Raw genomic sequence first — 22,306 nt, forward strand, 5'->3', positions numbered from 1 at the left:
ATATACTATAGAAATGAAAGTTTTCTTATGGTACGATATATAGGATGTAAATGTTAACCTATGGAGATTTTATAAAATTTTATGGTTTATATAAGTGAGGAGAACTAAAAATGGATACAATTACTAGACTTGACCTAAGAAGCCAAAGAAATCTTACCATGTTAGTAGATTTTTATGAGCTTACAATGGCTAATGGTTATTTAAATACTGAAGCAGATGATACCATAGCTTATTTTGACATGTTTTTTAGGAAAATTCCTGATGGTGGTGGCTACTGCATAATGGCAGGAGTTCAACAATTGATTGAATATTTAACTAATCTTAAATTTACTGATGAAGATATAGAATATCTAAGAAGTAAAGATTTATTTAGTAAAGAATTTTTAAATTATTTAGCTAACTTTAAGTTTAGTTGTGATGTATGGGCTATTCCAGAAGGTACCCCAGTATTCCCTAATGAACCACTTGTAACTGTAAGGGGTCCAGTGATGGAAGCTCAGTTTATAGAAACTATGATACTACTAACAATAAATCATCAAACTCTAATTGCTACTAAAGCTGCAAGAATTTGTGAAGCTGCTAGTGGTAGACCTGTAATGGAGTTTGGTTCTAGACGAGCTCAAGGCTATGATGGTGCATTGTATGGAGCTAGAGCTGCAATTATTGGTGGATGTAATGCTACTGCTTGTACTATGGCAGATGAATTATTCAATGTGCCTGTAACTGGAACTATGGCACACTCTTGGATTCAGCTTTTTGATAGTGAATATGAAGCTTTTGCAGCATGGGCTAAAACTTATCCAGATAATACTGTACTTTTAGTAGATACATATAATGTTCTAAAATCAGGTATTCCAAATGCTATAAAGGTTTTTGATGAAATCTTAAAACCTATGGGTAAAAGACCTAAGGCTGTAAGAATTGATAGTGGCGATATTGCATATCTTTCTATAGAAACTAGAAAAATGTTAGATGAAGCTGGCTATGAGGATGTAAAAATCACAATTTCTAACTCTTTAGATGAATTTATAATTAAAGCTGTTCTAGAAAATGGTGCTAAAATAGATAGTTTTGGTGTTGGTGAAAGATTGATAACTGCAAGAAGTGAACCTGTATTTGGTGGCGTTTATAAGCTTGTTGCTATAGAAAAAAATGGAACCATTATCCCTAAAATTAAGATAAGTGAAAATGTAGAAAAAATCACAAATCCAGGGTTTAAATCTCTTTATAGAGTTTATGATAAGAAAACAAATAAAGCTATTGCAGATTTAATTGCTTTAAATGATGAGAATTTTGATAATAATAAGCCTTTGCAGTTGTTTGACCCTAACTACACTTGGAAGAAAAAAAGAATTAAAAATTATAATATAAAAAATCTCATGGTTCAAATATTTGATAAGGGTAAATGTACTTATGAAAGTCCTTCTGTAATGGAGATAAGAGAATTTTGTGGTAAGGAAAAAGCTAGTCTATGGTCAGAGATAAGAAGATTACAAAATCCTCATCAATACTATGTAGACTTATCTAAAAACTTATGGAATTTAAAAGAATCATTATTACACGAATACTCTTCAATATATGAAGAATAATATTAATATACTATCTATGAAGGGTATGATATCTATTGAATAAGAAACTTAAAATAAAAATTTCTAATGATGCCTTTGATTTTATTATTAAACTACTGGAATTTCATGATGAATATGATTGTATAGCATTAAAAGAACCTGAAAATGGTGGATGTTGTAAAAATTCTAAGGTTGATATAATTTTAGATAATACCATTAATTACAATGTTATTGAAGATATACAGGGGTTAAATATTGCTTATAGTGAAGATTTATCTAGTAACTTTAATGAAATAATTATTGTACTGAAGAAAGATTCTCTCTACCTAAAGGCAACACCTTCGCTTACTAATAAATCTAAGGGATGTGGTGGATGTGGATCAAAGTCAAAGGATTGCACATCATGTTCAGGGTGTAGTATGAAATCAAAATAGTTAATAAAAAATCTCCTAGCCTAGGCTGGGAGATTTATATGTTTATTGAAATATACTAATAACACACTTGGATTAGTTTAATCTGGTTGGAGCTTAATATAGATATTATGTTATAAAAAATCCATATTAAAAATAATTTAATTATAAGTAGCTGTCTTTGTATAAAAGAGATATAGGCAACGACTTATCCTCCTTGTACAAATCATAATCATAGAGATTTTTTATTTTGCTCCCCTTGCTACTAAGCTCTTTAAAGGGGCACTTATTATTATTTTCAGCCCAATTATAAAGGACACAGTCCTTTGAACACTCTACATACTCATCATAAGTTGATAAAAAATCACACTTAACCAAGCATACCACCCCCAATAAATACACATTTAATACCCTAAATTATAAATGAGAATTTTCACAAAATAAAGTATTTTTAGTGGATTTATTGAGAGGTTTTCTATATTTAAGAATTTTCGAATATATTTAAAATATAATTATAATATTTTAAAAAAAGATGGAGTTGTACTACAATTACTAAAATATATATATAAATTTATCCTATGAAAACTACACTTATGTCAATACTTATATTTTTATGTCCTACATTTCTTTGAGTATTATGGATATTCAAGTTACTATCTTCTTTTTTTGCTATATGATTTTTAAGGTTAATAATCTTTTCACTATCAATATTCATTATTTTTTCATATATAGGAAGTAGCTCATTAGGAATCTTATTATTTAAGCCTATATTAATGACTGCTATTTTTTTTATTCCATAAATACAACTTAACAAATCTTCATTGTCAGTGATATAATGAGAAAATTCAGTAAACTCGTCCAATAAGTGGCTACAACCATATAAATCTAGTTGGGATATAGTTGAGGATCTTTTTTTGCCCTCTTTGAAATCTAAAGCCCCTACTTCTTTGTTTAATATGGTACCACCTTTTTCTATGACAGCTTTTTCTAAGTTTAAATCATTTAACTCTAAACAATCATCTATTCTTACTTGAGTTCCAATATCTATATGATACATAATAAAATTTTTAGCTTCTTCCTTAGATCTGACAAGAATACTGTGAATACCAATTTCCTCAAGTTTATTCATCATATCTTGTATTAATATGCTTACAGAAGTTCTATTTACCATACATATTACACCTCCTAAGGCAGTTAAATATTTTCTTTACTTATTTATATGGATGTAATTACTATTTTATGATATCAATGAAAGATTTTATAATATGAGCTGTAAAACCCCAAATTACATAATTATTCCACTGATAAAAGTATTCATCTAATACCCCCTTTGAAAATTTATAATCCTTACCTCCGTTTATTAAATGAAAGGGAAATCCATCTTGATTTATTGGGCCAATATCCATTTTATATAGTAATGGTTCTGTATCAATAAAAAATTTTATTGGTACCTTAAATATATGATCAACTTCACTTGTATTAAACTTAATATTATTTGTATTAAGTTTAGCGATATAGGGACGCATTATCATGAGGTATGGTGATAAGAAATAATCCATTTCACCAATAACTTCAAAATCTTCTTTTTTAATATTCATCTCTTCCATGGTTTCTCTTATTGCAGCATCTCTAAAAGACTCTCCTTCTTCAACCTTTCCACCAGGTAGACAAACATCACCAGGCTGACTATTTAATTTTTTAGCTCTAACTTGAAAAATTATATAAACCTCATCGTCTATAACCTGTAAAAGAATCATCACTGCTGCTTTTTTCATAGGTTGTATAGATGTGGACTCCCTATCTTTAAAAATATCATTTATTCTATCAATATTTATATTTGTCATCAGTTCACTGCTCCTTCTAAATATCTTATATATAGCATACCACAATATTAGATAATAAAAATATAACATATTATTAATAACATATTTTTTCTTTGTCCTTGTTGAAAATTACAGTAAATGTTATACTAGATAGGACTTATTTAATTCTAAAATATAAAATTGGAGAGATGACTTGTGAAAAAGAGAATTTTATCATTATGGGTATTTTTTACTTTAGTATTTACCTTTTCTTTCTCAACTATAGCCATTGCAGAAACTCAACCTGAAATCGTTGGTACTTCTGCTATTGTTATGGACTTAGAAACAAAGGAAATAATCTATTCTAAAAATATCGATGAAAAGAAACAACCAGCCAGTATTACTAAGCTGATGACTGCTTTACTATTAGCTGAAAATAAAAGTAAAACCGATTTACTTACTTATCCAGCTGCAGCCTTAAAAGAAGAGCCTTATTCTTATGGACTTAATGTTCATCCAGTAACTCCTGGAGATACATTTACCGGTAAAGATGCTATGGACATACTACTTCTTTATTCAGGTAATGATATTGCTTATATGGTTGCTGAAAATGTTGGTGGAACAAAGGAAAAGTTCATTACAATGATGAATGAAAAAGCTAAAGCTTTAGGTATGACCAATACTAATTTTGTAACACCTAATGGCCTTGATGATAACACTGATGATCACTATACTACAGCATATGATTTATCCCTATTATTAAATGCAGCTTACGGTAATGAGTGGATTAGAGAAACTATGTCTAAAAAGGAATCAGAAGTAAAATCTACTAATGGACCATCATCAATAGTTGAAAATAGAAATAAACTTATAGGTGTAGATGGAAACATTGGTGGAAAAACTGGTTATACAGAAAAGTCTGGAAGATGCTTAGCAGCTTTATATCAAAGGAATGGACATACTTTAGCAACGGTGGTATTAGGCTCAGATTATAATTTTCCAGTAGACACTCAGGTTTTTGAAGATACTACAAACTTAGCCAATTATGGCTTCAATGCAGAAAAAGAAGTCTTCAAAGCTAAGAACACTGAAATTTCAGAAGTTACTATGGAATATAAAATTTTACCTCTTATAGGACCTAAAAAAGCAATTAAAGTTCCAGTTACTATTCATGAGGATATTTCATTATATCCAACAGACTTAGAACCAGAATTTAATTCTGAAGTAGGTAAGATAAATATTTGGACTTTAAGTAAAGATAAATCTATTGGTAAAGCTACTGTTAATATAAAGGGATATGAAAAACAATATGATATATATTCTGGACTATCCAATATGGATATAATAAAAAGTAATATCCTTTATTATGTATTAGCTCTATTAGTATTAATAATAATAGCATCTTTAGTAATACTAATAATATCTAAAATAAACAAAAAACGTAGAAAAAAAAGAAATCGTATATATAGATAGCTTTAAAGATTCCCTATGTTAATATTAATCATAGGGAATCTTTTTTTGTGTAAATATTTGTAATTTTATATATGTAGGTGTTTTCTATTTACTAAATAATTTTATTTATCATAATAAGTTAAATTTAAATTTTATACTTTTTTATTTTATCATTCTCAATTATGACAATAATACTTATGATAATTTTTTTTCGGTAAACACCTAAAATACTAAATAAACTTTATAATGTCTTCAATTTTATCTATTATATAATCAGGATTATGTACTTTAATCTTTTCTATATTTAGTGCAGTATAATTTACTAGACAAGTTTTTGCTCCTGCATTCTTTCCGCATAATATATCATTATGGCTATCTCCTACCATTATAGTTTCATTAGGATTAACTTTTAAGACTTCACAAGCTTTTAACACTGGTTCACCATCTGGTTTATGTTTCCTACTATCTTCTGGAGTAATTATTACATCAAAATATTTCTCTAAGTCAAAACAATTAAGTCCTCTTAAAGCCGTTCCCCTTTTCTTAGATGTAACTATTGCTAATTTTAATCCCTTATCTTTCAGCTTTAATAGTCCATCTTCCACGTGATCATAAGATTTTATGTATTTATCATGGCAATTAAGACAGTATCTTATGTATTCATCAACTAATTCATCAGCTCTATCCTTATCATATTCACTCAATACATCTTTAAGTGGTATACCAAAGGATTCTACAATTTCCTCCTTTCCTATATTTAATCCTAAATAATTATTTAATACATAATTAAAGGAAGTCAATATTAATTCATTGGTATCTATTATTGTACCATCTAGGTCAAACAGTATTGCTTTAATCATATCTTTCTACTCCTTATTTATAAGTAATTTTAGTGGTACGTACCATTTTGAATAACTAAATCCATGGTTATCTCTATATTCACCCTTTATATCCTTCACCATCACTGTAGCTCTTTTATTAATATTTCTAATTATTCCTTCATACAATACACCTTTGTATTTAAATTGAATAACTTGTCCTTTAACAAATGAGTTATTTATGGTTTTATTGAAGGCATCTTTACTCTTTAATATTTCATGATAACTACTTGTATGTCCAAATAAATTAAAGGCTAGATTCTTAAATCTTTCACCTTTACAATTAGAGCTTCCATAATCACTAAATTCTATGACATGGCAAAGCTCATGCTCTAAAATAAGCATAAGAGCTTCTAGTGCATCCTTAGCTTCTATTCCACATACAACTTTACTTCTATTATCTTCTATATATTCTTTCATGACTCTATTACTTATTCTAATCTCATAGGTACATTCTCTTCCTCTTTTTGAAAAGATAGTCTTTCCGCCACTTGAAGTCATCCTATTGGATAAGGATACTTTAATACCCTTTGGTATAGCATTTACTAAATACCCCTTTAATACATAACCATCGTATATATCTATAAGGTTAGAAATGTTTTCTAATGTCAAAATATCTAGAGAATTTAGCACATTAAGTTTATGTCTTCTGCAAAAATCTTTCTTTATAAAATCTCTCATATTCACTTTATCATTTTTGTTAACTTCAGTGTCAATCATTAAGTATGTACTACCTTCCTTAAATAGATTTTTCTATAAAAATGCTGAGCATGCATTATAATTATATTACATGCTCAGCGCTTATCTAATATTTAGAGCATTTTAACACAAACTAACTTAATATTTTATTGATTTATATATAAGTCTGCTTAATTGATCTTTTTCTTTTGCGCCTTCTATACTACTTAAAATTTCCTCATTAATCTTACTTATATCAATATTTAATTCTTCAATATGACTTTCTAAGGAATTTATTGCATTTAAAAGCCTTGTCTTTTTATTATCTTTAACTATTACCTTATCTGCAAAAGATTTAAGAGCAACATATGTGGAGATTAGTACATCTTCATTCTCTACAAATTCTTCATAATTTTCCACAAGATATACTACAGCTTTAGTTAATAGATTTTTATACATTTCTATACCTTCACCGTGGTGAGTAAAGGCTACTATACTTCTAGCAGTATATATAACCTTATCTATTTTATCATCTTCTACAGATTTACCAAAGGCACCACTTGCTAATTGCTGTGTTGCTAGCACACGTAAGAACTCTGATTTATCTATACCCTCATCCATTAAATTTTCTAACTGCAATTCATCTAGACTTTGACTATAATAAAACTTTGGAGAGATTATATTTGTATCACCCTTATTGAAATCTATGTTAACTGGTAAGAATTTTCTCATAACTCCTCCCAGTACAGGTTCATAAATTTCTTCTATTAAAATAAATGATGTCTCATCACTTATAATTCCAATGTCAGTAGATAACTCTATAATCTTATTTTTCATAGCCTCATGAACTTCTCCACGTTCATAGACGATTCTATTCTCTAAAGATTCTATCCTTTTCTTATACCAAACCTTTTCAATTAAATTTGCATTAACCTCTAAGTCTAATTTAGTTAGAACTATTCTTCGTTGTATTCTTCTATCTCCAACCATACCATTAAGAGTAACAATACCTTCTAGATTCCCATCCATCTTAGCAAATATTGAAAATGGTTCTCCATCATACATATATTCTATGGTTCTAGGGTAAGTTTTCTCAACCTTCATTCCACCCCAATCAATTTCAATATCTGTTATTTGTAGTCCTCTTATTCTATTGAACTGATTTAAGATTACATCTTCTATTCTAATACTTCTATTAATAAATTCTGCTTTTCCAAAGGTAATTCTTGCTATTTTATTGATGAAATAGGTATTAACAGAGGCATCTATTCCAAAAGGAAAAATTCTGCTTCCTACGCAAGTTTTTTCTACATAATCAAGGATATCTTTCTCATCATCCACTACGTCATCAGTAAATAAAATTATAGTATTTTCTTCTCCCTTATCTTCATTTAAAAAGGCATATTTTATTCCATCAAATATATTAGCATCATTTTCACAAGTTAACTTATCTATCCACTTAGATGCTTCCTTTAAATTTTCATCATTAAATTCAACTCTTCTACTCTCTGAAAAATGCTTTAGGGTGTCACCCATAGCAACTATGTTAAAGGTATCACCTTTATATAAATTTCTAAGACATAAGTGTAAAGCAGTTTTAGCCTCCTTTAACTTATCTCCTTCCATAGATTCTGATATGTCTATAAGGAATATATAGTTACCACTTTTCTCTTCTACATCCTCTTCAATTTCAGGTAGAAACCTCAAATAAACAATTCCATTGTCTTCGCTATAATTCTCATATATAATTCCACTTGTTTCGCTGGAATTTTCTTCTAAATAAATTGTCATAGCACTATCCAGGATTTGCTCTTCACCATGAAGGGTTATTTTGTATAAATTGCTCTCATCATCCTCTTCTTCTTCTACCTGAATTTTATGGGTATTACAAGAAAATTTAGCACTTTCAAAGGTCTCTACTAATAGATTTAAAGATAATTTATAGTCTTCTTGTTGACTTTGTTCTTCATTATATGGATTTTCCGGAAGTACAATCTTAGGAATAATTAACTTAAGCTTAGAATGTTCATATACTAGCTCTTCAATATAAGAAATCTTTATAACTACAGTTTCACCTTTTAAGATTGTTCCAATTGACATTTTAAAATAGTTGTTATTTAGTTCTTCTAATATAAGTTTACTTCCTGAATCTTCTCCAATATTTTCATAAATTTTCTCTATTTCTTTTTTATCTTCTACTTTACCTTTTATAACACTGCCACCTATATTAGCTTCAAAACCTGATATAACAGCAGTATCTGGTATAGGGAAGGTATAAATTCCTTTTACATCATCTTCACCAATATTTTCATAAACATGGCTAATTGTAAATTCAACAAACTCTCCACAAATATTACCGTCTATATCTACCTTTTTTAACAATATTTCTCCCTTAGAAATATTGTTCTGTAACTTTTCATATTCCATAACCTCACTCCTTTTATGTTATCTACATTTGCTTCAGAAGGAGTTTTACCTCCCTCTGAAGGATAAATTATTATCTAGGTACTTAGCCATAGTCATATAATTTAATATAAAGGTTTCTATAAATTATATTGTACTACATAACTTCTTTTATTACTCTCAAAGCATTCCTATATAATATTTTTTCTATATGACTTTCATGATATCCTTCTTTTTGTAATGCAGTTATGAGTTTATCTATCTCTCCCATGTTACTAATTTCTAGATTTTTAGGATTTATTCCATCAAAATCACTACCAAGGGATAATACATCTATACCCCCAACATTACAGATATGATTTATATGTTTAACCATATCTGTAACAGCACTTTTACTTCCGCCTTCTATTAAGAAAGATTTTTCAAAGTTGATGCCAGTTATGCCCCCCTTTTCACTGAGAGTTCTAATCATATCATCAGTTAAATTTCTGCTGTGATTACATACAGCTCTACTGTTTGAATGTGATGCTACAAAAGGTTTCTTACTATATCTTGCCACATCATAGAACCCTCCATCGGATAGGTGTGAAACGTCAATAATCATGCCTAGCCTATTCATTTCTTCGAGGGTTTCTAATCCAAAGGTTTTTAACCCTTTATTTCGAAACTCTTCTCTGCAATTTGGATAACCTATACTATTTTCATAATTCCAGGTTAATGTCATAAGTCTAACTCCTAGGTCATAAAAATTTCTTAAATTCTTAAGAGAGCCTTCTATAGCTTCACCTTCTTCAATGGTCAAGAAAGCTGATATTTTATCCTCCTCCTTATTCACTTCAAAATCCTCATAATTTTTTGCTACAGATATTTCATGATTATTTTTTTCTAACTCTTCATAAAATTTATTAAGCATATCCATGGCTCTATTAAATGCCTTAGGATGCTCATTAAGATCAATAAACAAGGCAAAAAATTGTGCTAAGGAATTACCTTTTGTTAACTTTTCTAAATCAATAGCTAGATGATTTCTCTTTAATTCCATATCCTTATTATCTATTAAATGACAAATTGTATCACAATGCAAATCAATTATACTCATACTATATCCCCCTTAATTCTAAGACTATATCTTCTATTAAATTACGAATTTACAAGTTATTTATAACCATAAATATTAAAATTCTATCCCTATTATCTATATTATAAATTCTCCTTCTTTATTTATATATCCTTCTTTTTCATCTATTATAACCTTACATATTCCATTATAAAAGTTATCTACTTCATGAAATTTAGGTTCTATAACTATATGACCTTTTAAATCTACAAAACCCCACTTCTCGTTAATTTCAACAGAAAATAAACCTTCACTGTACTCTAAAACATTATCATACTCTATAGGTATTATTATGTTCCCACTTCTATCTATAAATCCATATTTATCTTCTATGGAAACTGCTGCATAATCTGTATTGAAATTATCTGCCCAGCTATATGTTTTTTCAATAACAAAGTCACCAGAATTATTAATATATCCCCATATATTATCTTGGGATACAGCTGCAAGTCCATTAAGAAATTCGCTAGTAAAATCAAAATTTCCTTCAATCTTTATATTAAAGGTTTCATCCACATATACATTTTTACCTTCTAATCCCACATTGGCTAAACCCTCATTAAAATTGTTAGCATATTCATATATAAATCCGCTAATACACTGACCTTCCCCATTTATATATCCATAGTTCTCACCTTTTCTAACTATAGCGAGGCCATTCTCTTCAAACTCATTAGCTTCATCAAAGGTAGGTGATATAATCATTTTGCCATGTCTATTGATATATCCCCACTTTCCTAATATTTTCACTGCTGCAAGTCCTTCAGTGAATCCTTTTCCTTCTTCATATTTTACTTTTATTACCTCATTGCCTTGTAAGTCTATATATCCATATCTATGGTTTAACTCAACTAAAGCCATGCCTTCATTAAAATAATTTATATCATCATATTTAGGAGCTATTATGTAATCTCCTTGTCTATTGATAAAACCACATAATCCATCCACCTCTATAAAGCCCATTTCATCCTCAAATTCATCGGCAAAATCAAAAATAAAAGGAACTATAGTTTTTCCATTTTCATCTATATAACCATATTTATTATCTAATTCAACGGGATACATTTTCATAATCTTTTCTCCTTTGCTTTTTAAATATATGAATATTATACCATTTATACGAATAAAAAGTCTTATGTTAACCTAATTAAAGATAACCTATTCTATATATTTAACTATTTAAAAACTATTATCTCATACCTTATATATTATTAATACAATGTCTATTTAATTATACTAATTGTTAGTAATTATAATTTATATTATAATTAAAAAGATGTAATAATAAGTGTAGGTATCTCTACACAATACAAAGGAGTGTTAAATATATGAAAAATTGTATAGTAGCTCAATCTGGTGGTCCTACATCTGTAATAAATGCCAGCGCTATGGGAGTATTTAAAGCAAATGAAGAACTACACTATTTTGACAATGCATATGCAGGAATTAACGGTATTGAGGGAATTTTAAATGAAAATATAATAGATCTTTCTCAGATTGACAGTGAGGTTATTGACAGATTAATTTATACACCATCTTCAGGACTTGGATCTTGTAGATACAAATTAAAAACCTATGAAGATAACAAAGAAGAATACATAAAACTTTTTGAGATTTTTAAGAAGCATGAAATTGATACTTTCTTCTACATTGGCGGAAATGATTCCATGGATACAGTTCATAAACTAAGTAACTATGCAAAGGAGCATAACCTTCCTGTAAAATTCTTTGGAGTTCCTAAAACTATAGATAATGACCTTCCAGTAATGGATCATACTCCTGGTTTTGGAAGTGCTGCTAAGTTTATATCAACTATAGCTCTAGAAAACAAACTAGATGCTAGTGTTTATACTGCAAAAAATGTATTTGTTATAGAGGCAATGGGACGTGATACAGGATGGCTAGCTGCTAGTTCTTGTATTGCTACATTAAATGGAGAACCAGTGGTAGATTTAATTTATCTTCCTGAAGTTGCCTTTGATGAAGCTAAGTTTTTAAAAGATGTGGCTAAAAAATTAGAAGAAAAAAATTCTGTAATTATAGTAGTTTCTGAAGGAATAAGAACTGCAGATGGTACTTTCCTTGGTGAAATGGGTGGTACTGGTCTAGATAAATTTGGTCACGCTCAATTAGGTGGTGTTTGTAGTTATATCAAAAATGTAATCACTGAAAATGGAGTTTGCAAAAAAGTAAGAGCCATAGAACTTTCAACTATGCAACGTTGCGCAATGCACTTTGCTTCTCAAACTGATATTGATGAAGCCTTTAATTGTGGATTTGCTGCATTAAAATACTCTGCAGAAGGTGAAAGCGGTTATATGATAGGTATTGAGAGAGTTTCTAATGATCCATATAAATCAGAAACCTTTGCAGTGCACACTTCAAAGGTAGCAAACTCAATAAAATATTTCCCTAAGGAATGGATCAATGAAGAAGGTAACAATGTAACTAAAGAAGCTTATGAGTATACACTACCTCTAATCATTGGAGAACCAAAAATTCAATACGAAAACGGTCTTCCAAAATATGCTTTCATAACAAAATAGTATTAACAATTTAATTTGCCTATATTAAAAGGAGTGATTTTAAATAAAAAATCACTCCTTTTATAAATTAAATTTTCGCCTTTTTTTCAATGGTAGAAAGAGCATCTTTATCTGCGATAACAGTTAAATTAGGATGTAATTGTAATATTGAAGCAGGAACTTTTGGTGTAATTGCTCCTAAAAGAGCTTCATACAAAATGTCCGCCTTACTAATTCCATTTACTACTAAAAGAATTCCTTTTGACTGCATAATAGCCTTTATTCCCATAGTAATAGCATACTTAGGCACTTCTTCAATACTATTAAAGAATCTTGAATTAGCATCAATAGTCCTTTTATTTAACTTAACCTTATAAGTGTTCTTTTCAAAGACTTCTCCCGGTTCATTAAACCCTATATGTCCATTATGACCTATACCTAAAAGTTGAAGATCAATGCCTCCAAAATCTGAAATTAATTTATCATATCTACTACACTCTAAATCAATATTAGAAGCGAGTCCATTAGGTATATTAATATTATTTGACGGCATATTAATATGTTTAAAGAAATTTTCCTTCATATAAGAATGGTAACTTTGATTATGGTCTGGTGCCAAACCATAGTATTCATCTAAATTTACACTATGTACCTTTGAAAAATCCAATTCTCTATCATTATATATATCAATTAACTGCTTGTATACTCCTAACGGAGTAGAACCAGTGGCAAGTCCTAATACAGAGTTTGGGTAAAGTATAACTTGAGCAGAAATTATATTGGCAGCTTTTCTACTCATACTTTCATAATCTTCTGCTTTAATAATATTCATTTTTATTCCTCCTCTGTGCTTAAGTTCAATTACAAATTGGTTGTATGCTCTCTTTAAGTTTAATTTAGTATATAGTAGAATATATATTCTATTATAACATATATTGCATAAATAAATTTTAATATAAAGATTTAATTTCGTAACTTATGCCAATAAAAAAGAGCGGAAAATAATTGCATCACCTTCCTATGAACTACTTTCAGGAATAGCTAATAGGAAAAATGTTTAAAATCCACTCTCTTATATTTTATATATTATAGAAGTTTGTAAAATATATCTTTTTATTAAGGTTCAGATCATTAATTATGTATTATCTAGATATATTTTAAGATTAATTTACTAGGTTATATATCTATTATTCTGTATCTTTATCATCCGCTCCTAATATATACTCAGGGTAAAATTGTGTTCCTTTTCCAGCTGTAACAGTAATTACATTATTAGTTAAAGCTACAGTAAAATTAGTTTTTAAAGATTGTGATGTTGGAAATTTACCATCAAAATATTTACTACCTATTTCCGTTATATCACTTTCATCAATAGGTCCTGAAGCTTTTATATCTCCCTCTATTATCTCGGTTTTAACTGCCATAGCTATGGCATTAGCATTTGAAACATCTGTTTTTTCTTTAGCTTCACTAACCTTAGATACCATTGTTGGTGCTACTGCTAAGGCTAATACACCTATTATCCCTAAAACTACTAGTAACTCAATTAAGGTAAATCCCTTTTTCTTAGATCTATTAATTTTCTTATTCACACTATTCCTCCTTTCTTTTTTCATTTAAGAATTTATGTAACAATTTATGTACATAAACTATGTTATCCATTAAATACATTTTTATACAATATTTTATATTTTTATAATTATAAATATATTTTCTTCATAAATAAAAACACCTAGGCTTTATTTCAATCCTAGATGTTTACAATATTTATATACTAATTATCTGTTAATTTTTCATTACATTTTTCTCTTATAAGAAAAGCTTCATCATAATGATCGTCAATAACTATAGCTTCTTCTGCACACTTTAATGATTCTTTAAACTTTCCATCTTTAAAGTATATTTTAGCTTTAAGCAAGTAGTATCTTTCATCATCAGACATCTCAATAGCATTATTAATAAAGGTTAAGGCTTTATCATATTGAAAATCAACTATAGCATAAAAATAATAGGCTATTATATAGTAAATTTTATCTTGCCTTGTATATAAATTAAATATACCCATTAAGAAACTAAGAATTTCCTTTCTTGAAAGAAAAGTTTTTCTTACGGTACCTCTATTCATATCTTTATAGGACATCTTAAATAAATAATCCACTGCTTCTGTGTACTTATATCTTCTAATATAAATACACACCTTATTTAAATTCATATATAAATCATTAGGTGCTAGGGTAAGTGCTTGTTCGATATATCCCATGGACTTCTCATATTCCCCAATCTCAAAATGAGTTCTTGCTAAAAGGTTAAAGTATTTACCATTGTCACTTTTTAAACTAATAGCCTTATTAAGATTATATATAACCTCTGAATAAGAAAAACAGTCTAAATTATGAACTCCAACTAAATCCTTTAAGGAGGTTTTAGAACTATTTAAAAGTCTCAACACTAATACAATTGCCCTTCCTTTTCTATAATACCCATGGGGACCATCACTTTTCACCTCAATGAGCCTATCATATATATTTATGGCTTTATTATAATTTTGTATCACTTTGTATACTGATTGGTTTTTTACAATAACTTCATATTCCTCACCTAATTCCAAAGATAACACTTCTATATAATCATACCAAAAATCATTATCTAGTTCTAAATTAATAGCCCTCTTACAGTTGTGTATTATTCTGTCACATCTATCATCTAAAGTTAAATATTCATCTTCCTTTATCCTATGAATTTCATCTCTAAGGAGATCTGACATACTTTTTTTATACTCATCATAATTTCCCTTATATATATCTTCAGCTTCATACATTTTTTTAATTATACACTCATAGCTTTGAACTTTTATATTATAAGGTGATTTCTTATCTCTAGTTATGCCATCTAATACCTCTAATGCCTCATCATATCTTTTTAGTTTCATAAAAATAAAACCTTTATGATACAAGTAATCATAGTAATCTCTATTTTTAATGCCTATAACTTCATTTAAAACCGTTAAAATTATATCTACATCCTTAGTAAGTGAAGTTCTTTCCATAACAGCATCAATAAAGTCCCTCACCTTATTATCTATATAGGTTTTATTAATGTACTCCCTATCCTCATACTCTGAATTGCTTTCTATTTGATATAGAATTTTATATATATTAATCATCCCTAAAAAGTAATCATTATCAATTAAAATATATTTTCCTTCTTCAACTAACTCTAGATATTTTACACTTACATATTCAGAACTACTATGATAGTGATCATTTTCTTCCTCCTTAAGAATAACTTGAAGAAGTTTCATATAGTTTTCATAAAGATTATAATAATCTCTTATATTTATAAATTTCTTTATGTTATCTAAATATTGATTTTTTAAAATTCCCCCTAGTCTAGCTAAATTTTCACCAAATATCTCTACATCTCCATAACTACTATAACTAGAGAGAGCATAATTAAGTCCTTCATAATAGGTTTCGAAAGCTTCTTCAAACCTATCTAATCTTTCTAAAGTTTTTCCTTTATGATTATAAATAAACTCATCTACTGTTATTCCAAAGGATAAATTTATATAATAAAGTGCTTTTTCATAATCTTCCTCCTCGTAATATGCAAAGGATAAAAGGTCATAAACTTCATCAGTTTTATTAAAGGTCATAGCCTTTTCTAAGGTATGAAAAGCATCCTTCATTCTATCCAGCTTAAGGAGCATCTTTCCCTTTAATATGTAATAATCATATCCTTTATCATGATCTATCACACTATCTAATTTTAACAGTATCTTTTCAGCTTCTACCTTGGTTATATTATTATAATTATCATATTTTTCTTCTATGTTAAATTTGTTGTAATCCATATTCCCTCCTAAACATAAGATAAGCCCTACGCATCCATATTCAATTTTACCATATATGGATATAAATCTAAATTAATAAATGATTAACTTTCATATATTGTCATATTATTTATATTTCATATGGACTATAATTACTATATATTTCTTTAAAATATGGTAATATATAATTAAAAACAAAATTTAGGAGGCAATTGAAAATGCAGAATATTAATAGTGAAAATTACAAAACTGCTATATTTGCTGGTGGCTGCTTTTGGTGCATGGTATCCCCTTTTGATGTATTAGATGGAATTATAAGTGTTACTTCTGGGTATACTGGAGGTGAACTTAAAAGCCCTACCTATAAAGATGTAAAATCTCAAGGTACAGGTCATTATGAAGCTATTAAAATTATATATGATTCTACTATCATCTCCTATGAAAAGCTCTTAGATGCCTTTTGGAGACAGATAGATCCAACGGATGATGAAGGTCAATTTCAAGATAGAGGTTCTTCCTATATTGCTGCTATCTTCTACATGGATGAGAATCAAAGAATAATTGCTGAAAAATCTAAAAAAGTTCTAAATGATTCAGGTAGATTCCTTGAAGAAATAGTTACTAGGATTCTTCCGGCATCAACCTTCTATGAAGCAGAAGAATATCATCAAGAATTTTATAAAACCCATCCTACAGAATATAAAAAGGATAGAAGTATATCTGGAAGAGATGAGTTTATAGCAAAATATTGGGGTGATGATTATTATAAAATATATGAAGACTAAAATATTTTAAGATTGGATGTGCTGTTATGAAAAAACAACATAGTGAATTATTTAAAATCCTTATCAATGCCTACTATAATGATAAATTAGAGAATGTTATTGAAGAATTATTAAAGGATAATATAGTTGATAAAGAAGCCTTAGCGGGAGAAATTTCTTCTCTCTGTGGAGTGAATTTGTCCTTTAGTAATAATTACATAGAAGATTTAAAAAAAGCCATAAATAATTATGAATCAGATCATAAAATTGTTAATAAAATTAAACTATGTAAAATGGAGTGTAAAGTAGATTGTGATGGAAAGACAAAATGTCAAGAAAGCTGCCCCTTTGATGCTATTTTATATGATGAAAAAACTAAGTGTACTTATATAGATAATGATAAATGTACTGATTGTGGGTTCTGTGTGGAAGGATGTCCAACTGGAAGCATTCTAGATACTGTTGAATTTATGCCTCTTGCTAAACTTTTAAAGGAAAATACTCCTGTAGTAGCTGCTGTAGCCCCTGCTATAATGGGTCAATTTGGAGATAGCACCATTGAACAACTTAGAACTGCCTTTAAATCTCTTGGATTTACTGATATGGTGGAAGTAGCATTCTTTGCAGATATGCTTACCCTTAAAGAAACCATTGAATTTGATGCTCATGTTAAAACTAAATCAGATTTTATGATTACATCTTGCTGCTGTCCTATGTGGGTTGGCATGATAAAAAAAGTATATAAGGATTTATTGCCACATACATCTCCTACTGTATCTCCAATGATTGCAGCTGGTAGGGTGTTAAAAAAATTAAACCCAGATGTAAAGGTAGTATTTATAGGACCATGTGTAGCAAAAAAGGCAGAAGTTAAATCTCCTGACTTGATTGGTGACATTGATTTTGTTCTTACTTTTGCAGAATTACAAGAGATTTTTGAAGCCTTTAATGTAGTTCCAGAAACCCTTGAAGGCACTACCTCCATGGAATATGCATCACGAGGTGGAAGGCTTTATGCACGTACCGGTGGAGTTTCAATTGCCATTGAAGATTGCATAGAAAGAATGTTCCCTGAAAAATATAAACTTGTAACTCCTATTCAAGGTAACGGAATAAAAGAATGTAAGGAAATATTACAAGATCTTCAAAAAGGTATTATAAAAGGAAACTTCATTGAAGGAATGGGATGTGTAGGTGGATGCGTTGGTGGGCCAAAAGCTATTGTCCCTAAAGATAATTCTAAAATTGCCGTAGATACCTTTGCAGATAACTCTAAATATAAAGTTGCCTACGATAGCCCAGTAATGAATGGAATCTTAGATGCCATTGGCATATTCACCATAGAAGATTACAAAGATGAAAATAAAACTGAAATATTTCATAGAGACTTTTAAAAACACTATCTCTATGAAACTTCCTACTAGATTAATTTATCTCTCACAAAAATTGAGCATGCACTTTAATATAAGTGGATGCTCAATTTTTTTATTTATATAATTCCTTCATTTTTTCAAAGGCTTCATTACTTAGAATGTGTTCTATGCGGCAGGCATCTCCATCAGCTACTTCTTTAGATACTTTTAAAGTGTCCATGAGATATTTAGTGATGAGAGTATGTCTTTCATATATTTCACTGGCTTTTTTCATGCCTTTTTCTGTGAGAGTTATCTCCCCTCCTTGTTCCATGGTTATAAACTCAGCTTTTTTCAGTATGCCCATGGCTCTGCTAATGCTAGCCTTTGTATAACCTAATTCATTTGCTATATCTATAGAACGTACAGAGCCCTTTTTTCTCTGAAGCAATAAAATAGTTTCTAAATAATTTTCTCCGGATTCATGTATTTTCATAATAATCTCCTGTATAGTTTCTTTTAACCTATTTTATCATAGGTTAAATTTTCATTCAACTTTCCAAAATTATTCTTTACTTATTTAAAATAACCCAATATATGAAAATTATTCTCATTTTCAGTTGACATCATAAATCATTTATAGTAAACTCAAAATATAGGTTAGTTAAAGCTAACTTATGTTTTTCAATATTAGTTAGCTTGTGCATACTTAAAGGAGGGATTTATATGCCACTTACTATGGCCAAATCTGGAGAAAAAGTTTTTATAAAGAAAATTAATGGTAAAGAAGAAACGGTGAGATTTTTAAAAAGCCTAGGATTTATTGTAGGTGAAAGTATAACTCTTATTTCAGAGTTAGGTGGAAATATAATTATTAATGTTAAAGATAGCCGTATTGCTATAGATAAATCTATGGCAAATAGGATTATTATATAGGAATTATTTTAGGAGGTAATTATGAATACATTAAAGGATGTAAAGCCAGGACAGACTGTTACAGTACTTAAAATTCAAGGAGAAGGTGCTGTGAAACGTAGGATTATGGACATGGGAGTTACTAAAGGCTCTTCTATTCATCTTAGGAAGATAGCTCCCTTAGGAGATCCTATTGAGATAACTATTCGAGGATATGAACTTTCTATTAGAAAATCTGATGCTGAAAAAATATTAGTTGAATAGTTTTTGATTCTAAAATTTTCATAGAGTTAAATCTCTGTATATTTTTCATTAGTAAGTTAGCATTGGCTAACATTTAGGGGGGATTAAAATGGGTATAAAAATAGCTCTTGCTGGAAACCCAAACTGTGGTAAGACCACAATTTTCAATGAACTTACAGGGAGTTCCCAATATGTAGGAAACTGGCCTGGAGTAACTGTAGAAAAGAAAGAAGGAAAATTAAAAGGACACAAGGATGTAACTATCGTTGATTTACCAGGGATTTATTCATTATCACCTTATACCTTAGAAGAAGTTGTAACTCGTAATTTCTTGATTGATGAAAGACCAGATGTGATTATTAATATAGTTGATGGATCAAATATTGAAAGAAATCTTTATTTAACAACTCAACTCGTAGAACTTGGAATTCCTGTAGTTATAGCCTTAAATATGATGGACGTAGTAAATAAAAATGGAGACATAATAAACACTTCAAAGCTTTCTAAGTCACTTGGATGTGAAGTATTAGAAACCTCTGCCCTTAAGGGAAAAGGTCTAAAGGAATTATCTGATAAGGCTGTAGAAATTGGTAAAAGTACTCCAAATGTTACCTTATTAAATACCTTTAGTAAGGATACAGAAGAAGTTATAAGTAACATAGAAAAACTATTAAAAGGAAATTCTTTAATAAAAAATCCACGTTGGTTTTATATTAAACTCTTTGAAAGAGATGAAAAAGTTCTAGAATATTTAAAACTAGATAACAATACAAAAGATAAATTAGATAATTTAATTAATAACTATGAGGAATCTCTTGATGACGATGCGGAAAGTATTATTACCACTGAACGTTATGACTACATAGGTAAAATAATTACCTCCTGTGTTAAGAAGAAAAATAATTCTAATTTATCTACTTCAGATAAAATAGACAAAGTTGTTACTAACAGATGGCTTGCCCTTCCGATTTTTGCACTAGTAATGCTAGGTATATATTATATTGCCGTTACTACCATTGGAACCATAGCCACTGATTGGGTAAATGACACCCTTTTTGCCGAGCTCATTCAAGGAAATGTTTCTAACTGGTTAATGAATATGCAGGTAGCTGACTGGTTACATGGACTAATTGTAGATGGTATTATCGGTGGTGTTGGTGCAGTTCTCGGATTTGTACCACAAATAATGGTATTATTCTTCTTAATATCTTTACTAGAAGACTGTGGATATATGGCTCGTGTAGCTTTTATCATGGACAGGATCTTCCGTAGGTTTGGACTTTCCGGTAAATCTTTTATACCTATGTTAATAGGTTCTGGTTGTAGTGTTCCTGCTGTTATGGCAAGTAGAACCATTGAAAATGATAGAGATAGAAAAATGACTATAATGCTTACTCCATTTATTCCATGTAGTGCTAAACTACCAGTATTTGCACTACTAGCTGGTGCCTTCTTCCCTAGTCAACCTTGGGCAGCACCATCAATGTACTTCTTAGGTATAGCCATGGTTATACTTTCAGGAATAATCCTTAAGAAAACTAAGCTATTCAAAGGTGATCCAGCTCCTTTTGTTATGGAACTGCCACAATACAGAATACCTAGCTTAAAAGGACTTCTTATCCACATGTGGGACAGAGGAAAAGCCTTTATCATAAAAGCTGGTACCATTATCTTTGTAGCTTCAGGTCTTATCTGGTTTTTACAATCCTTTAGCTGGTCTTTACAAATGGTAGACGCACAAGATAGTATATTAGCTTCCATTGGAAATGTAATAGCTCCGATATTTGCACCTCTAGGCTTTGGTAACTGGCAATCTGCCGTTGCTACTGTAACAGGATTCTTAGCTAAAGAAAATGTAGTTGCTACCTTTGGTGTCCTATTCGGACTTGGTGCTGAACTAACAGAAAGTGACCCTAACCTAGTTTCAACTATGGGACAACTATTTAATGTAGTTAGTGCTTACTCTTTCATGGCATTCACCCTACTAGCTGCTCCATGCTTTGCGGCTATAGGCGCTATTAAACGTGAAATGGGTTCTTGGAAATGGACATTTATCGCTATAGGATATCAAACAGGTTTAGCCTATGTGGTTTCCTTAATAATATATCAAGTTGGACGCTTAATCTTTTTATAAAGGAGGTGTTACTATGGCAACATTTTTAATAGGTGCTGTAGTTATAGGTGCTATGATATTAGTATCAGTAAAACAATTAAAAAAACACTCTAAAGGTGACGGTTGTGGCTGTGGTTGCTCAGGCTGCTCCCAGGCTAGCAAGTGTCATAGATAAAATAAAGGGGCTTTCGCAAAATAGATAACTCTATTTTGTGATTGTCCTATCAAAAAAACTGAAATCAAGATTTGATTTC

22 protein-coding genes are annotated in these 22,306 nt (G+C 29.6%); 10 read left to right on the forward strand and 12 right to left on the reverse strand.

Features of this window, described 5'->3' with window-relative positions; all coding sequences use genetic code 11:
• Positions 1-110 precede the first annotated feature (110 nt).
• Together B2S02_RS01555 and B2S02_RS01560 are read left to right on the forward strand one after the other, a co-directional pair.
• On the forward strand, positions 111-1,589 hold the full coding sequence (locus tag B2S02_RS01555; protein WP_346848191.1) for a nicotinate phosphoribosyltransferase: 1,479 nt from the start codon (positions 111-113) through the stop codon (positions 1,587-1,589).
• Positions 1,590-1,624: 35 nt separating this feature from the next.
• The gene (locus tag B2S02_RS01560) at positions 1,625-2,002 is read left to right on the forward strand and encodes a hypothetical protein (RefSeq protein WP_346878836.1); all 378 of its coding nucleotides are present in this window, start codon (positions 1,625-1,627) and stop codon (positions 2,000-2,002) included.
• A gap of 141 nt (positions 2,003-2,143) precedes the next feature.
• Here the strand turns inward: B2S02_RS01560 and B2S02_RS01565 are convergent, their stop codons facing one another.
• The 3 genes from B2S02_RS01565 to B2S02_RS01575 form a co-directional block, all read right to left on the reverse strand.
• Complete coding sequence (locus tag B2S02_RS01565) at positions 2,144-2,356, reverse strand: hypothetical protein (RefSeq protein ID WP_346876231.1); 213 nt, start codon at positions 2,354-2,356, stop codon at positions 2,144-2,146.
• 193 nt (positions 2,357-2,549) lie between these two features.
• Positions 2,550-3,149 carry a hypothetical protein gene (locus B2S02_RS01570; protein WP_346876232.1) on the reverse strand — a complete coding sequence of 200 codons (600 nt, stop codon included), beginning with the start codon at positions 3,147-3,149 and terminating at the stop codon, positions 2,550-2,552.
• Between the two features lie 61 nt (positions 3,150-3,210).
• Positions 3,211-3,822 carry an NUDIX hydrolase gene (locus B2S02_RS01575; protein WP_035131399.1) on the reverse strand — a complete coding sequence of 204 codons (612 nt, stop codon included), beginning with the start codon at positions 3,820-3,822 and terminating at the stop codon, positions 3,211-3,213.
• A gap of 174 nt (positions 3,823-3,996) precedes the next feature.
• Here B2S02_RS01575 and B2S02_RS01580 point away from each other — a divergent pair, with 174 nt between their 5' ends.
• Positions 3,997-5,253 carry a D-alanyl-D-alanine carboxypeptidase family protein gene (locus tag B2S02_RS01580; RefSeq protein ID WP_346876233.1) on the forward strand — a complete coding sequence of 419 codons (1,257 nt, stop codon included), beginning with the start codon at positions 3,997-3,999 and terminating at the stop codon, positions 5,251-5,253.
• 209 nt (positions 5,254-5,462) lie between these two features.
• On the opposite strand, the gene ppaX is transcribed toward B2S02_RS01580, so the two are convergent.
• From ppaX to B2S02_RS01605, 5 genes are all read right to left on the reverse strand, one after another.
• Positions 5,463-6,092: a pyrophosphatase PpaX gene (gene ppaX, locus B2S02_RS01585; RefSeq protein WP_346878837.1), complete on the reverse strand. Its 630-nt coding sequence runs from the start codon at positions 6,090-6,092 to the stop codon at positions 5,463-5,465.
• Between the two features lie 6 nt (positions 6,093-6,098).
• The gene (locus B2S02_RS01590) at positions 6,099-6,830 is read right to left on the reverse strand and encodes a hypothetical protein (RefSeq protein ID WP_346876235.1); all 732 of its coding nucleotides are present in this window, start codon (positions 6,828-6,830) and stop codon (positions 6,099-6,101) included.
• Between the two features lie 117 nt (positions 6,831-6,947).
• A complete protein-coding gene (locus B2S02_RS01595) occupies positions 6,948-9,215 on the reverse strand; it encodes a VIT and VWA domain-containing protein (protein WP_346848198.1) in 2,268 nt (755 codons plus the stop codon).
• A 133-nt stretch (positions 9,216-9,348) separates the two neighbouring features.
• Positions 9,349-10,290 carry a dipeptidase gene (locus B2S02_RS01600; RefSeq protein WP_346876236.1) on the reverse strand — a complete coding sequence of 314 codons (942 nt, stop codon included), beginning with the start codon at positions 10,288-10,290 and terminating at the stop codon, positions 9,349-9,351.
• A 96-nt stretch (positions 10,291-10,386) separates the two neighbouring features.
• Positions 10,387-11,379: a WG repeat-containing protein gene (locus B2S02_RS01605; protein WP_346848200.1), complete on the reverse strand. Its 993-nt coding sequence runs from the start codon at positions 11,377-11,379 to the stop codon at positions 10,387-10,389.
• Positions 11,380-11,636: 257 nt separating this feature from the next.
• On the opposite strand from B2S02_RS01605, the gene B2S02_RS01610 reads away from it, so the two are divergent.
• Positions 11,637-12,854 (forward strand): 6-phosphofructokinase, encoded by a 1,218-nt coding sequence (locus tag B2S02_RS01610; protein ID WP_346920168.1) that lies wholly within the window; start codon positions 11,637-11,639, stop codon positions 12,852-12,854.
• 67 nt (positions 12,855-12,921) lie between these two features.
• Here B2S02_RS01610 and nagB read toward each other — a convergent pair whose 3' ends face one another.
• The 3 genes from nagB to B2S02_RS01625 all read right to left on the reverse strand — a co-directional run bounded on the left by nagB (position 12,922) and on the right by B2S02_RS01625 (position 16,686).
• Positions 12,922-13,665 (reverse strand): glucosamine-6-phosphate deaminase, encoded by a 744-nt coding sequence (gene nagB / locus B2S02_RS01615; RefSeq protein ID WP_346891610.1) that lies wholly within the window; start codon positions 13,663-13,665, stop codon positions 12,922-12,924.
• A gap of 355 nt (positions 13,666-14,020) precedes the next feature.
• A complete protein-coding gene (locus tag B2S02_RS01620; protein WP_346920169.1) occupies positions 14,021-14,425 on the reverse strand; it encodes a type II secretion system protein in 405 nt (134 codons plus the stop codon).
• Positions 14,426-14,607: 182 nt separating this feature from the next.
• Positions 14,608-16,686, reverse strand: a complete 2,079-nt coding sequence (locus tag B2S02_RS01625) for a hypothetical protein (RefSeq protein ID WP_346876240.1) — start codon at positions 16,684-16,686, stop codon at positions 14,608-14,610.
• Between the two features lie 197 nt (positions 16,687-16,883).
• Here B2S02_RS01625 and msrA point away from each other — a divergent pair, with 197 nt between their 5' ends.
• Together msrA and B2S02_RS01635 are read left to right on the forward strand one after the other, a co-directional pair.
• Complete coding sequence (msrA, locus tag B2S02_RS01630; RefSeq protein ID WP_346920170.1) at positions 16,884-17,450, forward strand: peptide-methionine (S)-S-oxide reductase MsrA; 567 nt, start codon at positions 16,884-16,886, stop codon at positions 17,448-17,450.
• Between the two features lie 26 nt (positions 17,451-17,476).
• Positions 17,477-18,823 carry a [Fe-Fe] hydrogenase large subunit C-terminal domain-containing protein gene (locus B2S02_RS01635; RefSeq protein WP_346848206.1) on the forward strand — a complete coding sequence of 449 codons (1,347 nt, stop codon included), beginning with the start codon at positions 17,477-17,479 and terminating at the stop codon, positions 18,821-18,823.
• A gap of 91 nt (positions 18,824-18,914) precedes the next feature.
• Here the strand turns inward: B2S02_RS01635 and B2S02_RS01640 are convergent, their stop codons facing one another.
• Complete coding sequence (locus tag B2S02_RS01640) at positions 18,915-19,277, reverse strand: metal-dependent transcriptional regulator (protein ID WP_035131426.1); 363 nt, start codon at positions 19,275-19,277, stop codon at positions 18,915-18,917.
• A 230-nt stretch (positions 19,278-19,507) separates the two neighbouring features.
• Here B2S02_RS01640 and B2S02_RS01645 point away from each other — a divergent pair, with 230 nt between their 5' ends.
• The 4 genes from B2S02_RS01645 to B2S02_RS01660 all read left to right on the forward strand — a co-directional run bounded on the left by B2S02_RS01645 (position 19,508) and on the right by B2S02_RS01660 (position 22,227).
• Positions 19,508-19,717, forward strand: coding sequence for a FeoA family protein (locus tag B2S02_RS01645; protein WP_035131427.1), 210 nt, complete (start codon positions 19,508-19,510; stop codon positions 19,715-19,717).
• A gap of 21 nt (positions 19,718-19,738) precedes the next feature.
• Entirely contained in the window at positions 19,739-19,960 is a 222-nt protein-coding gene (locus tag B2S02_RS01650; protein ID WP_035131429.1) for a FeoA family protein, read from the forward strand.
• Positions 19,961-20,048: 88 nt separating this feature from the next.
• Positions 20,049-22,073, forward strand: coding sequence for a ferrous iron transport protein B (gene feoB, locus B2S02_RS01655; RefSeq protein WP_346876243.1), 2,025 nt, complete (start codon positions 20,049-20,051; stop codon positions 22,071-22,073).
• Positions 22,074-22,086: 13 nt separating this feature from the next.
• A complete protein-coding gene (locus B2S02_RS01660; RefSeq protein WP_150845475.1) occupies positions 22,087-22,227 on the forward strand; it encodes a FeoB-associated Cys-rich membrane protein in 141 nt (46 codons plus the stop codon).
• Positions 22,228-22,306 lie beyond the last annotated feature (79 nt).

It is taken from the genome of Clostridium sp. UBA7339, assembly GCF_002470865.1.
Taxonomy (GTDB): Bacteria; Bacillota; Clostridia; order Clostridiales; family Clostridiaceae; genus Clostridium_J; species Clostridium_J sulfidigenes.

Coding starts and splice junctions, on each gene's coding strand:
- B2S02_RS01555 (WP_346848191.1), top strand. CDS start 111: ATGGATACAATTACTAGACTTGACCTAAGAAGCCAAAGAAATCTTACC.
- B2S02_RS01570 (WP_346876232.1), bottom strand. CDS start 3,149: ATGGTAAATAGAACTTCTGTAAGCATATTAATACAAGATATGATGAAT.
- B2S02_RS01575 (WP_035131399.1), bottom strand. CDS start 3,822: ATGACAAATATAAATATTGATAGAATAAATGATATTTTTAAAGATAGG.
- ppaX (WP_346878837.1), bottom strand. CDS start 6,092: ATGATTAAAGCAATACTGTTTGACCTAGATGGTACAATAATAGATACC.
- B2S02_RS01590 (WP_346876235.1), bottom strand. CDS start 6,830: ATGATTGACACTGAAGTTAACAAAAATGATAAAGTGAATATGAGAGAT.
- B2S02_RS01595 (WP_346848198.1), bottom strand. CDS start 9,215: ATGGAATATGAAAAGTTACAGAACAATATTTCTAAGGGAGAAATATTG.
- B2S02_RS01600 (WP_346876236.1), bottom strand. CDS start 10,290: ATGAGTATAATTGATTTGCATTGTGATACAATTTGTCATTTAATAGAT.
- B2S02_RS01605 (WP_346848200.1), bottom strand. CDS start 11,379: ATGAAAATGTATCCCGTTGAATTAGATAATAAATATGGTTATATAGAT.
- B2S02_RS01610 (WP_346920168.1), top strand. CDS start 11,637: ATGAAAAATTGTATAGTAGCTCAATCTGGTGGTCCTACATCTGTAATA.
- nagB (WP_346891610.1), bottom strand. CDS start 13,665: ATGAATATTATTAAAGCAGAAGATTATGAAAGTATGAGTAGAAAAGCT.
- B2S02_RS01625 (WP_346876240.1), bottom strand. CDS start 16,686: ATGGATTACAACAAATTTAACATAGAAGAAAAATATGATAATTATAAT.
- msrA (WP_346920170.1), top strand. CDS start 16,884: ATGCAGAATATTAATAGTGAAAATTACAAAACTGCTATATTTGCTGGT.
- B2S02_RS01635 (WP_346848206.1), top strand. CDS start 17,477: ATGAAAAAACAACATAGTGAATTATTTAAAATCCTTATCAATGCCTAC.
- B2S02_RS01640 (WP_035131426.1), bottom strand. CDS start 19,277: ATGAAAATACATGAATCCGGAGAAAATTATTTAGAAACTATTTTATTG.
- B2S02_RS01645 (WP_035131427.1), top strand. CDS start 19,508: ATGCCACTTACTATGGCCAAATCTGGAGAAAAAGTTTTTATAAAGAAA.
- B2S02_RS01650 (WP_035131429.1), top strand. CDS start 19,739: ATGAATACATTAAAGGATGTAAAGCCAGGACAGACTGTTACAGTACTT.
- feoB (WP_346876243.1), top strand. CDS start 20,049: ATGGGTATAAAAATAGCTCTTGCTGGAAACCCAAACTGTGGTAAGACC.
- B2S02_RS01660 (WP_150845475.1), top strand. CDS start 22,087: ATGGCAACATTTTTAATAGGTGCTGTAGTTATAGGTGCTATGATATTA.